The 15,056-nt window shown below is 62.5% G+C and carries 13 protein-coding genes; 4 read left to right on the top strand and 9 right to left on the bottom strand.

The genetic code is table 11. The features are described 5' to 3' along the window. Positions 1-6: 6 nt before the first annotated feature. The 9 genes from EOA78_RS15100 to EOA78_RS15060 form a co-directional block, all read right to left on the bottom strand. On the bottom strand, positions 7-435 hold the full coding sequence (locus EOA78_RS15100; protein ID WP_023796796.1) for an NAD(P) transhydrogenase subunit alpha: 429 nt from the start codon (positions 433-435) through the stop codon (positions 7-9). After that, positions 432-1,703: a Re/Si-specific NAD(P)(+) transhydrogenase subunit alpha gene (locus tag EOA78_RS15095; RefSeq protein WP_127315827.1), complete on the bottom strand. Its 1,272-nt coding sequence runs from the start codon at positions 1,701-1,703 to the stop codon at positions 432-434. Before EOA78_RS15095 ends, EOA78_RS15100 begins: the two co-directional genes overlap by 4 nt. Before the next feature lie 84 nt (positions 1,704-1,787). Beyond that, positions 1,788-2,012 (bottom strand): aa3-type cytochrome c oxidase subunit IV, encoded by a 225-nt coding sequence (locus tag EOA78_RS15090; protein WP_127315826.1) that lies wholly within the window; start codon positions 2,010-2,012, stop codon positions 1,788-1,790. A gap of 187 nt (positions 2,013-2,199) precedes the next feature. Beyond that, on the bottom strand, positions 2,200-2,349 hold the full coding sequence (locus EOA78_RS15085) for a DUF3096 domain-containing protein (protein WP_065006071.1): 150 nt from the start codon (positions 2,347-2,349) through the stop codon (positions 2,200-2,202). Between the two features lie 192 nt (positions 2,350-2,541). Continuing rightward, positions 2,542-3,225 carry a hypothetical protein gene (locus EOA78_RS15080; RefSeq protein ID WP_245477514.1) on the bottom strand — a complete coding sequence of 228 codons (684 nt, stop codon included), beginning with the start codon at positions 3,223-3,225 and terminating at the stop codon, positions 2,542-2,544. Positions 3,226-3,469: 244 nt separating this feature from the next. After that, positions 3,470-5,782 (bottom strand): EAL domain-containing protein, encoded by a 2,313-nt coding sequence (locus tag EOA78_RS15075; RefSeq protein WP_127315824.1) that lies wholly within the window; start codon positions 5,780-5,782, stop codon positions 3,470-3,472. 136 nt (positions 5,783-5,918) lie between these two features. Beyond that, positions 5,919-9,398, bottom strand: coding sequence for an indolepyruvate ferredoxin oxidoreductase family protein (locus tag EOA78_RS15070; protein WP_127315823.1), 3,480 nt, complete (start codon positions 9,396-9,398; stop codon positions 5,919-5,921). A gap of 221 nt (positions 9,399-9,619) precedes the next feature. Next, positions 9,620-10,150: a hypothetical protein gene (locus tag EOA78_RS15065; protein ID WP_164783773.1), complete on the bottom strand. Its 531-nt coding sequence runs from the start codon at positions 10,148-10,150 to the stop codon at positions 9,620-9,622. Next, the gene (locus tag EOA78_RS15060) at positions 10,143-10,751 is read right to left on the bottom strand and encodes a CGNR zinc finger domain-containing protein (protein ID WP_127315822.1); all 609 of its coding nucleotides are present in this window, start codon (positions 10,749-10,751) and stop codon (positions 10,143-10,145) included. The genes EOA78_RS15065 and EOA78_RS15060 overlap by 8 nt, the downstream gene beginning before the upstream one ends. 150 nt (positions 10,752-10,901) lie before the next feature. On the opposite strand from EOA78_RS15060, the gene EOA78_RS15055 reads away from it, so the two are divergent. From EOA78_RS15055 to EOA78_RS15040, 4 genes are all read left to right on the top strand, one after another. After that, positions 10,902-11,807: a branched-chain amino acid ABC transporter permease gene (locus tag EOA78_RS15055; RefSeq protein WP_127315821.1), complete on the top strand. Its 906-nt coding sequence runs from the start codon at positions 10,902-10,904 to the stop codon at positions 11,805-11,807. A 319-nt stretch (positions 11,808-12,126) separates the two neighbouring features. After that, entirely contained in the window at positions 12,127-12,711 is a 585-nt protein-coding gene (locus tag EOA78_RS15050; protein WP_127315820.1) for a TRAP transporter small permease subunit, read from the top strand. Continuing rightward, positions 12,708-14,495: a TRAP transporter large permease subunit gene (locus EOA78_RS15045; protein ID WP_206533450.1), complete on the top strand. Its 1,788-nt coding sequence runs from the start codon at positions 12,708-12,710 to the stop codon at positions 14,493-14,495. Before EOA78_RS15050 ends, EOA78_RS15045 begins: the two co-directional genes overlap by 4 nt. 19 nt (positions 14,496-14,514) lie before the next feature. Further along, on the top strand, positions 14,515-15,056 hold a 542-nt coding region (locus EOA78_RS15040), incomplete at its 3' end, for an alcohol dehydrogenase catalytic domain-containing protein (protein WP_164783772.1).

Raw genomic sequence — 15,056 nt, 5'->3', positions numbered from 1 at the left:
GGCGCTCTACTTGTCCTTCTTCTTGTACATGGCCAGCATGCGCTGGGTGACGAGGAAACCGCCGAAGATGTTGACCGAGACCAGCATCAGCGCGACGAAACCGAAGCCGGTGGCGATGCCGGACGCCGAGATGCCGACGGCAAGCAGCGCGCCGACGACGATGACCGAGGAAATGGCGTTGGTGACCGCCATCAGCGGGGTATGCAGCGCCGGGGTCACCGACCAGACGACGTAATAGCCGACGAAGATCGCCAGCACGAAAATGGCGAAGCGGAAGACGAACGGATCGATCGCCCCGCCGGACAGCGCGTGCGCGGCGTCGCCCGCCGCATCGGTGCCGCCTGGAGCTGTAGCCAGATCCTGCACAGCGAGACGGACGGCGGCGGTCGCCTGATCGAGCTGGTCAAGGGCTTTCTGCAAGGTCTGGTCCATCACGCGATCCCTTTCGGCTTGTTAGCGAGCGACTTGGGTGCGGCAAGCTTCCTGGATGCGGCAGCTTTCTTTGGCGCGGCTGGTTTTTCTGCAGCAGCGGCCTTCCCAGGCTCGGCCGAGGCGATCATCACCGCCGGCTTGCCGATGAAAGCCGGATGCACGACCTTGCCGCCATCGGTCAGCATCGTCGCCTTGACCAGATCGTCGTCGCGGTTGATGGCGAGCGTCTTGGTAGTCTTGTCGACCAGGGTTTCAACGAAGGCGAACAGATTGCGGGCATAGAGCAGCGAGGCGGAGGCCGCGACGCGGCCCGCTACGTTGAGATGGCCGACGATTTTCACCCCGTTGGCCGTGGTCACCACCTGCCCGGGCACGGCGCCTTCCACATTGCCGCCACGTTCGACCGCGAGATCGACGATCACCGAACCCGGCTTCATCGAGGCGACCATCGCCGCTGAAACGAGCTTCGGCGCCGGACGGCCGGGGATCAGCGCGGTGGTGATGACGATGTCCTGCTTGGCGATGTGCTCGGCGGTCAGCGCCGCTTGCTTGGCCTGATATTCCTTAGACATTTCCTTGGCGTAGCCGCCAGCCGTCTCGGCCGCCCTGAATTCCTCGTCCTCGACCGCGAGGAATTTTGCGCCCAGCGAGGCGACCTGTTCCTTGGCTGCGGGGCGCACGTCAGTGGCGGTGACGACGGCGCCAAGCCGCCTTGCAGTTGCAATGGCCTGCAGGCCGGCGACGCCGACGCCCATGATGAAGGCTTTCGCCGCCGGCACCGTGCCGGCCGCCGTCATCATCATCGGCAGCGCCCGGTCATATTCGGCAGCCGCGTCGATCACCGCCTGATAGCCGGCGAGGTTCGCCTGGCTGGATAGGACGTCCATCGATTGGGCGCGCGTGATGCGCGGCATGAACTCCATCGAGAAGGCGGTGGCGCCGGCCCTTGCCAGAGCATCGACGGCAGCATCGTTGCCATGGGGATCCATGATGGCGATGACGGCAGTGCCCGGGCGATAGGCCTTCAGCTCCGCCTCATCAGGCCGGCGCACCTTCAGCACCACATCGGCCTTGGCGACATCGGCGGCCTTACCGATCACAGCGCCGGCCTTACCGAACTCGTCGTCAGGAATGCGCGATGCCGTGCCGGCGCCGCTTTCGACGATCACGTCGAACCCTAGCCCCGCCAGCCGCTTCACCGTATCGGGCGAGGCAGCAACGCGCGGCTCGTTCGCATCGAGCTCACGAGGGATGAAAACCGTCTGTCCCACCGCATGATCCTTTCGGCTGGAACCTGTCTGCGCAGGACGCCGGCCGGACTTCCGGCGATGTCACGGGCAAGGGTTTTGAAGAATTTACCGGAGAATGAAAGCGCCGACGGCGAGGATCAGAACGAACAGGACAAATGCCGAGAAGAAGCCGCCCGCAAAGAAGCCGAAAGCCATTGCCAGAAGCACGGCGGCGCAAAACAGCGACCCGTATTTGGCGAGCATGACAAAGCCGGCATAGGTGCGGTCGTGCTCGGCATAGTCCATCTTCGCGCCTAGTTCGACAGGACCGGTCGGCGAGTGATCAGCCATAGGAATACCCCTTCGAAGACATCTTTCAGGCACATAGCGAAAAGCCAGGCCGAGGGCAATGGCGCTATTGCCGCATCGCTGGAGACACAGCCTCAAAGGAAAGTTGAAGCTGCCCGATGCAGAGAGGATGTTCCAGAGGTGACCGTGGCTGCCGCCTTGCGCTTCCTTGCGGCTGAGGCTTGTCACATCAACCGGCAAGCTGCGGAAACAGGCCGAGCAGGCCGACGACGATCAGATAGAGGGCGACGATGTAGTTGAGGAGTCGCGGCATCACCAGGATCAGCACGCCGGCAATCAGCGAGATCAGCGGAGTGAGTGCGAGCGTGGATATGGTCATCTCGTTTCCTTTCGATAGGATTGCCGCCAACGCTATGCGGGTCGACGTCGTTCATGCGCCACCGGCGCGCTTGCCGGAACGCCGAAGCGGCCGGAAAGCTCCATCGCCTGGCCGCAAAGTTGCCGAATGTCTTGCCTTGTTTAGGCGCATGTTGTTGTCGCAAAACCGCTGCGCGCTTTTGGGCGACATACATCATGCGGCTTCGCGAAAATATTTGGCTGTGGGCAGTATGGTCAGCGGCGCGAGTTCACCAACATTGGGCGTGTCGAACAGCATGCGCTGCTCCATCGGAGTCGAACGGAAGAACGGGAACCGGGAGAGGGACCGCTCGCGGATCGCATCGACGTCGGCACGGTAGAGCACGACCTTGTTGTAGACGCCGGGATAGGCGCGGGCCTCACTGATCTTCTCGGAATAGTAGATCCGCTTGTAGAAGCCGGCGTGGTCCTCGCGAATGGTCGACAGGCAGTAAGGCGCGTTGAAATGGAAACACGCCATGCCGGCGAGCCGCAATGTTAGGTAGGGAATTTGCGGATAGACGCGTGACCAGTCGGGGTCGGAGGCGAACCGGCTGGGACAGATGAAGCTCAGTCCCTCGGCCAGCATCGGCATGACGATATCGCCGAAAGCCTTGGTGGAAGGCGACATCGGCGTCGCAAGCGTGACGCGATGGATGCGCAGCGTGCTGACGAGTTCCTGGTCGATGTAGACGCCGAAACGAAAGACATTCGGCGCGTCGTCGAGCTCGTCGTGAATGGTATGGTTCTCGTTGTCGGGCACCATATCGTTGGAGCGATACGACTTGTAGCGCAGGCGGTAAATGTCCTCGAGGTCTTCGCCCTTGTCGCAGCGACGGTATTCCGTCCGCTCGAGCATCGCCGAAACATTCCTGGCAAAGCTGGACATAGTGTCGGACGCATCACTCCCGTCCGCACCCGCCGCCTGGCGAGGCGAAATCAACTCAACAACCATAAAACTCAATCCCCGGAACTGCCGCCGCGATCAACACTACGGCAGGGTCGTAAGATGTAAAGATGAAAACAAGATAGAGATCGTTTACCGGCTATTAAGGTTAATGAGTGTAAAAATTATACTAAAGTACGAGATTCTTCCATGAAAATCAGGGATGCGTCGCCTTCCTGGCCGTCTTGATGTCCTTGGCGAAGGGCCAGACCGTGCTTGACATGGTCTCGATACCGGACGCGCTTAGCGCCGAGCCGAACAGGAATCCCTGAACCAGGTCCGGCTTGACCTGCAAGGCAAGGATCTTGAGCTGCTCGAAAGTCTCGACGCCCTCGACTGTCACCGAAAGCCCCAGTGGCCGTGACAGATTGACGATGCCCTTGAGCAGTTCGAGCGAACGGCTGTTCTGGGTAACGTCCATCAGGAACGAACGGTCGATCTTGATCTTGTCGAGCGGAAGTTTGTGGAGATAGCTCAGGCTCGAATAGCCGGTGCCGAAATCATCGAGCGCGATGCGCACGCCAAGCCGCTTCAATTCCTCGATATACTGACGCGTCAGCGACTTGTCGTCGAGCAGTGCCGTCTCGGTGACCTCGATCTCCAGTCGGCCGGCGGCGAGACCGGAACTGGCAAGCGCATGGCGAACCTTCTCGATAACGTCGCGGTTGCGGAAGTCCTTGGCCGAGAGATTGACCGAGACACTGGTTTGTGCGGGCCATTTGGCGCATTCGGTGCACGCCGCATGCAGAACGAAGGTGCTGATCTCGGAAATGATGCCCATTTCTTCCGCCAGCGGAATGAAGATGCTGGGCGAAATTGGTCCGAGATCGGGGTGGTCCCAACGGCACAGCGCCTCGCAGCTGGCTATGCGCATCGTGCTCATCGCCACGATCGGCTGGTAGACCACCCGCAACCCCTTGCTTTCTACCGCGGTGCGCAGATCCGCCTTCATCAGCTGACGGTTGCGGAAAGCGGCCTCCATCGACGCCTCGAACAACCGCCAAGTATTCTTGCCGAGTTCCTTGGCCTTGTGGAGCGCGAGGTCCGCCTTGACGATCATGGCGTCGACATCGGTATCCCTGACCCTCGACAGCACCGCGCCACCGCTGGCCTGAATGCGCAGCCCATGGCCGGCGACGTCGACCTCGCCCTGCAGCTCAATGAAAATCCCGTCGATTTGGCTGGACAGATGGCTCTCGTCCTCGACGCGGTCGAAGAAGATCATGAACTCGTCGCCGCCGAAACGGCTGACGGTGACGCCTGGTCCGGCGACCGCCGCCAGCCGTTCAGCGACGGCGTAGATCAATCCGTCGCCGACCGGGTGGCCAAGCGTGTCGTTGACGCTCTTGAAGTCGTCGAGGTCGAGCACAGCGAGCCCGCAGAGACGCTCGAGGTCACCGGATGCCATGGCCTCTCCGATCAGCTCGTGGAAATATGCGCGGTTGGGCAGGCCGGTGAGGTTGTCATAGCGCGCCATGAAGCGGATCTTGTCTTCCGCCTCAACGCGGGCCGTCACATCCTCGAAGGTGATGACCCCCAGTTCCTGGCTGCCTTCACGCGCCGAGAACTCATAGTGCTGACCGTTCCCGAGCGAGACGAGAACCTTGCGGTCGCGGCCCTCGCGCAGGGCGCGCGTAAGCTGGGCTTCGATGTAGCGGCAGTCCTTCGGCGCCAGCATGCCGCCGGCAACGCCGCGCATCAGCAGACCGTGAATCGATCGCCCGAGCAGTGCGTCGGGCGATTTGAGCGACATCAGATGCGCGGCTTCGGCATTGGCCACCGCCACCCGGCCGTCGGGGCCGAGCATGACAAGGCCATGAGACATGGTGTTCAGCGCCCGATTGAAGCGCTGGGCAAGGCTGTTCGCCTTCTTCTCCTCCGACACCGCCGCAAAAAGCACATCGCGCACCGTATTGGCGAATTTGCGGATCGCGAACAGGAACGGCGCTGACAGCAGGCCAAGGAGGACATGATAGATATCGCCGCGCAGCAGGAAGCCCAGCGAGATGGGCCAGGTCAATGCAAGGGTCAGGATGGTCACCATGCGCGGCGAGCCGTAGTTGCGGCCGGCAATCGAGGTCGCGGTCGCCAGCGTCAGGCAAACGGAGGCGATCTCGGCGAAATCGTCGCGCGCAAAGTAGATGCCGAGCAGGCAAAAAGCCCCGAGCGTAAGCCCATGCAGGGAGCCGTAGAGTATATAATCGTTTTCGCGCTTGTGCGCTTCCTCCCAGGTCGTCGGTGGTGGCAAATTGTTGTATTTTCGGAAGTTCCTCATGCGGAATATGCCGACGAGGATCATCGCGATTGCAACAAGCAGGTAGCGCGGATCGCCGTTCTTCCACCAGACAAGTCCGATCAGGAAGGTTTGCGCGAGAATGCCGATCGAAAGCGTCACCCCGTCGCGAAACAGAGTTTCCACGAACGGGATATAGACGTCGACCGGAATCTCGTTTTTTCTTTTCAGATTCACGCCTGAATCCCAACCCTGGGGAGCCAAGCTGTGTCACATTCGCCTTAAGAAAGATTTAGAGAGGCCGTTTCGGGCCACACCGTCAGGTCGGTTGACGCCCGGGGAAGCTATTCTTCGGGTAAACAAGACGTATCAATCACTCGGCGGCCTGGAGTTCTGGCCGATCCGGCGTCTTTGCCAGGCGATCGAGCAGCCTTAGACGCTCGCCAGCGGCCTTTTCGGCACTGGCCTGCCTGACGTGACCATAGCCGCGAATGAGCGCCGGCACCGCGGCAAGCGCGGCCGCGGCCTCGAGCTTGCCCGGCGCCAGGGCGCCGGCGATAAGCTCCAGATCGGCTTCGTACTGCGCAAGAAGCTGCCGCTCCATATGCCTTTCAGTACTGTAGCCGAACACGTCGAAGACCGTGCCGCGCAAGCCTTTCATCCCTGCCAGCAGGCGGAACCCCTTCATCATCCAGGGACCGAAACTCGACTTCCTCGGCTTGCCGTCCTTGCCGCGCCTGCCCATCATCGGCGGCGCGAGATGGAATTCGAGCTTGTCGTAGCTCTGGAACTGCTTGCCCAGCTCGGCGGCGAAGGAGCCGTCGGTGTAGAGCCTCGCCACCTCGTATTCGTCCTTGATCGCCATCAGCTTGAACAGGTTCCTCGCAGCGGCCTCGGTCACATCAGTCGAACCGGGCATCGCCCTGGCTTCGGCCTTGCGCAACGCGGCCAGTCTGTCGACGTAGCGCGTGGCATAGGCAGCGTTCTGATAAGCGGTGAGGAAGGCGACGCGGCGGGCGATGATGTCGTCCAGCGTTTCGGCGGCAGCGGCAGTCTGTGCGGTCTTGCCCGGCTGGGCAACGAGGCCGCGCACGAAATCCGGCTGGTGGGCCGCGCGGCGGCCCCAGCGGAAGGCTGAGACGTTCATCGCCACGGCTTGGCCGTTGAGCTCGATCGCGTTTTCGACTGCCTCGGCCGACAGCGGCAAGCCGCCATGCTGGAAGGCGAAGCCGAGCATGAACATGTTGGCGCCGAGAGAACTGCCGAACAGCGCGGTGGCGGTGCGGGTGGCGTCGAAGAAATGCGCCTTATCGTCGCCGGCGGCAGTGCGGATCGCCTTTTTCAGCCGCTCGACAGGCAGTGAGAAATCTGCCGACCGGGTAAACTCGCCGGGCATGATCTCGGCGGTGTTGGCGAGGAAGATCGTGTGGCCCTCACGCACCGCGGCGAGCACCTTTTGAGCGCCCGACACGACGAGGTCGCAGCCAAGCACAAGGTCGGCCTTGCCGGCCGAAACGCGGATGGCATGGATATCGCCCGGGCTGCGCGCGATGCGGACATGGGTGAACACCGAGCCGCCCTTCTGGGCAAGGCCGGCCATGTCGATCATGGCGCAGCCCTTGCCTTCGAGATGAGCCGCCATGCCGAGCACCGCACCGATGGTGACGACGCCGGTGCCGCCGATGCCGTCGATGATCGCCGCCCAGCCCTGTTGGCCGAGCGGAAATTCAGCGGGCGCGGGCACGCCGTCGAGCGGATCGGTCGTGCCGGCCATACCCTCGGCCTTCCTGATCTTGGCACCATGCACGGTGACGAAGGACGGACAGAAGCCGGTGATGCAGGAGAAATCCTTGTTGCAGCTCGACTGGTCAATCCTGCGCTTGCGGCCGAATTCGGTCTCGACCGGCTGGATCGACACGCAATTCGACTGCACCCCACAGTCGCCGCAGCCTTCGCAGACCAGTTCGTTAATGAAGACGCGCTTGTCGGGATCTGGGAAGGTGCCACGCTTGCGGCGACGGCGTTTCTCGGCGGCGCAGGTCTGGTCGTAAATCAGCACGGAAACACCCCTGACCACGCGCAATTCGCGCTGGATGATGTCGAGGTCGTCGCGGTGATGGATGGTGGCGCCGGCGGGGAATTCGATCTTGCCGGTATATTTGTCCGGCTCGTCGGTGACGATGGCGATCCGCTCGACGCCCTCGGCCCGCACCTGTCTGGCGATCATGTCCACGGTCAGGCCACCCTCGTGCGGCTGGCCGCCGGTCATGGCGACGGCGTCGTTGTAGAGGATCTTGTAGGTGATGTTGGCGTCGGTCGACAGCGCGAAGCGGATCGCCAGCGCACCAGAGTGGTTGTAGGTGCCGTCGCCGAGATTCTGGAAGATGTGGTCGCGCTTCGAGAACGGCGCCTGGCCGACCCATTGCGCGCCCTCGCCGCCCATGGCGGTGAAACCAACGGTGTTGCGGTCCATCCACAGCGCCATAAAATGGCAACCGATGCCGGCGGCGGCGAGCGAGCCGTCGGGCACCTTGGTCGATGAATTATGTGGGCAGCCGGAGCAGAAGAAGGGCGTGCGAGAGGCGATGTCAGTGGTGTCGGCGAGCATTGCCTGGAATTGGCGAAGTTTCGCCACCCGCGCGGCGATCTCGTCCGAGGGACCAATCGTTCGCAAGATTCTCTCGCCGAGCGCGATGGCGATGTCGTTTGGATCGAGCGCGCCCTTGGCCGGGAACAGCCCGTTGCCGCGCTCGTCCTTCTTGCCGACGATGACCGGCTGCATGGCGGTGCCGTAAAGGTTCTCGCGCAGCTGCACCTCGATCAGCGATCGTTTCTCCTCGACGACGACGATGGTGTCGAGGCCGCGAGCGAAGTCGGCGATGTGCTGCAGGTCGAGCGGCCACGGGCAGCCGACCTTGAACAGCCTGATACCGATGCGGTTGGCGGCGGTCTCGTCGACGCCGATGTCTTCCAGCGCCTGGCGGACGTCGAGATAGCTCTTGCCGATGGTGACAATGCCAAGCTTCGGGTTGCTGCCACCGGAATAGACGATCCGGTTCAGCCCGTTGGCGTGGATGAAGGCCGAAGCGGCGGCGCGCTTATATTCATGCAGCCGCTCCTCCTGGCCGAGCATGTCGATCTCGTTGCGAATGTTGAGGCCGCCAGGCGGCATGTCGAAGTCCGGGATGACAATATCAAGCCGTTCGAGCGCTGCATCGACCGAAGCCGTCGATTCGATGTTGTCCTTGACGCATTTGATCGCCGCCCATGTGCCGGCAAAACGCGACATGGCAATGCCGTAGAGCCCATAGTCGATAATCTCCTGGACACCCGCCGGATTGAGGATCGGCACCATGGTGTCGACGAACAGGAATTCGGTGGCGTGCGCGTTGGTCGAGGATTCGGCCATGTGGTCGTCGCCCATCAGGGCAAGCACGCCGCCATATCTAGCCGAGCCGGCGAGGTTGGCATGGCGGAACACGTCGCCGGAGCGATCGACGCCCGGTCCCTTGCCGTACCAGACAGAAAAGACGCCGTCATGCGTGCCCTCACCCAGCAATTCGGCCTGCTGCGAACCCCAGCAGGCGGTGGCCGCGAGTTCCTCGTTGAGGCCGGGCTGGAAGACGATGTCCGACTGGGCGAGCTGTTTCCGGGCCTTCCAAAGCTGCATGTCGAGGCCGCCGAGCGGCGAGCCGCGATAGCCGGAGACGAAGCCGGCGGTGTTCAGGCCAGCCCGGCGGTCGCGCGCGCGCTGCATCAGCAGCATGCGGATGACCGCCTGCGCGCCGGAAAGGAAGATGCGCTCCTTCCCCAGGTCGAACTTGTCGTCGAGCGCGACATCATACAGCGTCATCAGGCATTTCCTGTGCGGCCACGGCTAGAGGTGCGCAGCCAACGTCGGAGTCGAGTGCCTACAGTCTTTCTTCCCTTGCCGGGGAGGTCAAACAAAATCGAAGATGCCAGACGAGGCGCAACAAATGATCCCTGCGCGGCCGTGTGGCGCCACGAAACGCCTGTCGGGGAGGATGGCCGAGCACGAAAATTCCGGCGGCGGTCAGTGCCACTGGTGACGCATCATGCAGCCTTTGGGCAACTGGGCTTCGGTTCGCCGGGCAGCTTGCCGTCGACATGGCCGGCCAGGTCCTTGTTGAGCTCGTAGACTGGCCCGACCACGAGAGGCCGGTCGGGCAGGATCGACTGGTCGAGCGAGGACGTCAGTGTCGTCTCGAAACTCTGCAGCAATTTGCCGCTGGAATCCTCGATGCGGATCGACACCGCATAGGGCTTGTCCTTGACGACGCAGGTGAGCGGCGGGCTGGTCAGCGTCACATGCGGCAGCTTCGGCCATATTTTCTGGGTGACGATGATCGGATCACCACCGGCCGGGTTCTGGAAGGAGACCACGGCGACCTGTCCCTCACCCACCGGCCGCAGCGGATTGAGGGTGATGACATAGGTGGCGATGCCCAGCCGGTAGTTGAACTCGAACAGCTTCCCGGAAATGGCGAACAGCTGGTCCTTGCCGGAGTCACGGCAGGCGCCGAGCGCGGCCACCGCGAACAACGCCGCGAAGACAATCATCGCGCGCGAGTATCTTTTACACATTGGTGATCTCCCTCGCCGCGGTCCGGCGGCGATAGTATCGGTTTGCCTTCTGTCGGTTGCCGCACACCGCCATGTCGCACCAGAGGCGGCTGGAATTGCGGCTTTTGTCGACAAACAGCCAGCTGCAGTTCGGACATATCCTCAGCCTGGCAATTGTGTCGCCGTGCAGCAGCGACAGCGCCGAGACCGCAAGCGCCGCCTCGAAGGCAATCGGCGTCGCCGGATTGCCGAACGGTTTTCCGGGCCTCCCGATTTCGGTGCGGCTTTGGGCGAGTCCGTCGGCGCAGGCTGCAAGGAATTCAGGCATGTCTCCGGTGGCGATCGCACCTTTCGAAACCGCGCGGCGAAACAGCCGATCGGTCGTCTCCCTGATCGACAGCACCACCGGCGCGATCTTTTCAGGCGCCGGCGCTACGAGCGGCCTGCCGCCGAGCTCGGCGGCGCGAAACCCGCTCGCCGCTTCGGCAAAGCGGGCGATCTCGGCCGGATCTTTGAGCCGGTCGAAGGTTTTCTCCGGATCGTTCCGCAAGACGACGGTGTTCGCCGTGTCGAGCGCAAGCATGCCACCGGTGAAGCGGTGCGGAATCCAGGATACTGCCATATGGCGAATCTAACCGATAAATCGCGTTTGACAAGTTAGATTCCGGGTGCAACGCTCGTCACGGAGGCAATCGCCATTGCCTTGTCTTGAGAATGTCGTTCGTCCCAAACCGCTGCGCCCCGATTGCGGGGCATGCATCGAGGACATTGCATGCTCTATTTCTTCCAGCAGGTTCTGAACGGGCTGCATTCGGGCGCGCTCTACGCGTTGCTTGCCTTCGGCTACGTGCTGACCAACGGCATCCTGCACCGCACCAATCTTGCCTATGGGGCGCTGTTCGCCTTTTGCGGGCATACGATGATCCTCACCGCGGCGTTCGGCTATCAGGCGCTGTGGCTGACGCTGTTTGCATCCGTCGCGCTCGGCGTAGCTGCGGCGTTCCTTTATGCGGCGCTGCTCAGCCGTGTCTTGTCGCGAAGCATCTTCGAACCGTTGGCCGATCGCTCGCCCAACGCCATCGTGGTGACGACGCTCGGCATATTGCTGGCGCTGTCGGAAGCCAGCCGTATCGCCGCCGACACCCATGATCTGTGGCTGCCGCCAATGCTGGCCCAGCCCATCATTTTTGCACGGGGGGCCAATTTCAATGCCACGCTGACGCTCATCCAGTTGCTCGACTGCGCTGTCGTCGCGGCAACTATCGGGCTCGCCGCCTGGGCGTTTGCCCGATCAAGCTTCGGCCGGCGCTGGCGCGCCGTGTCCGACGATCCCAGGGCGGCAGCGATGTGCGGCGTCGATGTTCGCGCGGTACTTCGGCGTGCGGTGCTTTTCGGCGGCCTTTGCGCGGCACTGGCCGGCGTGCTCGCCGCCTTCTACTACGGCAACATCAGTTTCGGCACAGGGTTGGTCTACGGGCTGAAAATCCTGTTTGTGACGGCGGTGGGCGGCTATCTCTCGCCGTTGCGGGCAGCACTTGGCGCTGCCGCTTTCGGCATGGCCGAATCGCTGTGGGCCGGCTATTTTCCGCTCGAATGGCGCGATGGCTGGATATATCTGTTCCTCGTCGCCATGCTGGTACTGATCGGCGCCGGTCGCGACCAGAGCAAGATCGTCTGACTGCATCAGACCTGAGTAGACTTTGGCTGCATGACGTCTACAGTGCCGCGCGTCTCTGGGACGCGCAAAGGGCGCTGTAGCACTTTGGTTTTGCGCATGATCCCCAGCGAAAATCGATTCCAATTTTCGGGTCATGCGCTGGTCAGGCAGCTGTTTCGCCGCTTCCTCATCTCACAAGCCCCTTCCTCACTTAACAAGATTGTTTTACTCGGTCTGCGCTGTGTTGACCCGCCGGGCCACGCACGGCATACCGTTGGGCCACAGCGACGCGACGGAAAACAAGCAGGATTGGCGCGCCGCTGACATAAGGGAGGAATGCATGGCAGGGCTTCTCGCTCTATCCAGAACCATTGATCGCGTGAACGAATTCATCGGCAGATGGGTGTCGTGGCTGATCCTGCTGGCAATCCTGGTCAGCGCCGCCAATGCGGTCATCCGCAAGACGTTCGACATGTCATCGAACGCCTGGCTGGAACTACAGTGGTATTTGTTCGGCGCCGCCTTCATGCTGGCCGCTGCCTACACGCTGAAGCAGAACGACCATATCCGCATCGACGTCGTCTACGGCATGTTCTCGCGCCGCGTACAGCACTGGATCGACCTTCTCGGTCACCTCTTTTTCCTGATGCCATTCGTGACGCTGATGGTGATCTATTTCGTCCCCTATGTTTCGCTGTCGTTTCGCAGCGGCGAAATGTCGAACAATTCCGGCGGGCTGATCATCTGGCCGGCAAAGGCGATCCTGCTGGTAGGCTTTTTCCTGCTCGCGCTCCAAGGGATCTCCGAAATCATCAAGAAGATCGCCATCATGCGCGGCGACATGGACGATCCCACCCCGTTTATATCGGTACATGAGCAGGCCGAACTCGAAGCGAAAGCGCTCGCCGAAGAGGTGCGCTCGTGATCGAGTTCATCGCCCAGAACATGGCGCCGATCATGTTCGCCTCGCTGATCATCTTCCTGCTGATCGGCTATCCAGTCGCATTTTCGCTCGCCGCCAACGGCCTGCTGTTCTTCTTTATCGGCGTCCTCCTGTCGCCCTATTCGGGCGGCTCGATCAATCTCGCTTGGCCGCTGCTGCACGCACTGCCGGACAATTTCTACGGCAGCCGGGTGATGTCGAACGACACGCTGCTGGCCATCCCGTTCTTCACGTGCATGGGCATCGTGCTCGAACGATCGGGCATGGCCGAGGACCTTCTCGATACGATCGGCCAGCTGTTCGGACCGATCCGCGGCGGGCTCGCCTATGCCGTGATCTTCGTCGGCGCGCTGCTTGCCGCAACCACGGGTGTGGTGGCTGCTTCCGTCATCGCGATGGGCCTGATCTCGCTGCCGATCATGCTGCGCTACGGCTATGACCGCCGTGTGGCGTCCGGCGTGATTGCCGCATCGGGCACGCTCGCCCAGATCATTCCGCCCTCGCTGGTGCTGATCGTTCTGGCCGACCAGCTCGGCCGCTCGGTTGGCGACATGTATGCGGGCGCGCTGATCCCGGGGCTGATTCTGACCAGCCTTTACACGATGTACATTGTGATCATGTCGATTGCCCGGCCGAAGTCGATGCCGGCCCTGCCGCTGGAGGCCCGCACGCTCGGCCACGGCGTCCTGTCGCTGCTGATCGCGGTGCTGGCGGCAGTCGTGGTTTCCTACGCGGCCTATCGCTATCTTGCGCCGTCGCAGGGCCAAAACGCCGACATTCTCGGCGCCACCATCGGCGTGGTCTTCATCTACGTCGTGGCGATCGCCGACCAGCGCCTGAAGATCAACATGATGTCGCGGCTGGCGCAGCAGGTGATCATCGTGCTGGTTCCGCCGCTGGCGCTGATCTTCCTGGTGTTAGGCACCATCTTTCTCGGCATCGCCACCCCAACCGAGGGCGGCGCCATGGGCGCCGTCGGCGCGCTGATCATGGCGGCGATGAAAGGGCGGCTGTCGCTGGACGTGATCAAGCAGGCGCTGGCGTCGACGACGCGGCTGTCGTCCTTCGTGCTGTTCATCCTGATCGGCGCGCGGGTGTTCTCGCTCACCTTCTACGGCGTCAACGGCCATATCTGGGTCGAACACCTTCTGACATCGCTGCCGGGCGGTGAAGTCGGCTTCCTGATCGGCGTCAACATCCTCGTCTTCTTGCTCGCCTTCTTCCTCGATTTCTTCGAGCTCGCCTTTATCATCGTCCCGCTTTTGGCGCCGGCCGCGGACAAGCTCGGCATCGACCTGATCTGGTTCGGCGTGCTGCTCGGCGTCAACATGCAGACCAGCTTCATGCACCCGCCCTTCGGCTTCGCGCTGTTCTACCTGCGCTCGGTCGCCGCCCGGGTGCCCTATCTGGATCGCCTCACCGGCAAGCAGACCGCACCGGTGACCACCGGCCAGATCTATTGGGGGGCGGTTCCCTTCGTTTGCATCCAGGTCATCATGATCGGGTTGACCATCGCCTTTCCGCAGATGGTGATGCATTACAAGGGCACGCCAGTCGATCCGGGCACGATCGATTACAAGGTACCGGAAATGCCTGGATTCGGCCTGTCGCCCCTCGCGACACCGCCGGCGGATGGCACGGCACCGGCCGCGCCTGCGGCGCCAGGCACGCAGGACCTGTCGCAGCCGCCGAATTTCGGTGAACCGCCGCCTGCCAAGCCAGCAGCGCCAGCACCCGATCTGTCCCAACCACCGAGTTTCAATTGATGCCGGAGGCGCAACAGAGATGAAAGCGGTGCGGCTGGAGGGCGTAGGCAATATCGCCCTGCGGGAGGTCGGCAAACCGGCCGCCGGGCCGGACGATCTCCTGGTGCGGATCGAGGCATGCGGCGTCTGCGGCACCGACCGGCATCTGTTCCATGGCGAATTTCCCTGCATGCCGCCGGTGACGCTCGGACATGAATTCTCCGGGATCGTCGAGGCGATTGGAACGGCTGTGTCCGACTTTTCCGTAGGTGATCGCGTCACCGGCGATCCCAACATCGCCTGCGGGAGCTGTCCGCACTGCCGTGCCGGTCGCATCAATCTCTGCCATAATCTGATTGCCATCGGCATCCGCCGCGACGGCGGCTTCGCCGAATATGTCGTGCTGCCTCGGAAGCAGGCCTTCTCCCTTCCGAAAGACCTGAAGCCGACGCATGGCGCGTTCTGCGAGCCGCTTGGCTGCTGCCTGCATGGCTTGGACCTGGCGCAGATCAGACCCGGCTCCTCGGTCGCCGTGCTTGGCGGCGGCGTGATCGGCCTACTCACCGTGCAACTGGCGAGGCT

The organism is Mesorhizobium sp. M5C.F.Cr.IN.023.01.1.1 (assembly GCF_003997585.1).
GTDB classification, from domain to species: Bacteria; Pseudomonadota; Alphaproteobacteria; order Rhizobiales; family Rhizobiaceae; genus Mesorhizobium; species Mesorhizobium wenxiniae.
This window is presented reverse-complemented; position numbering and strand designations above follow the sequence as displayed.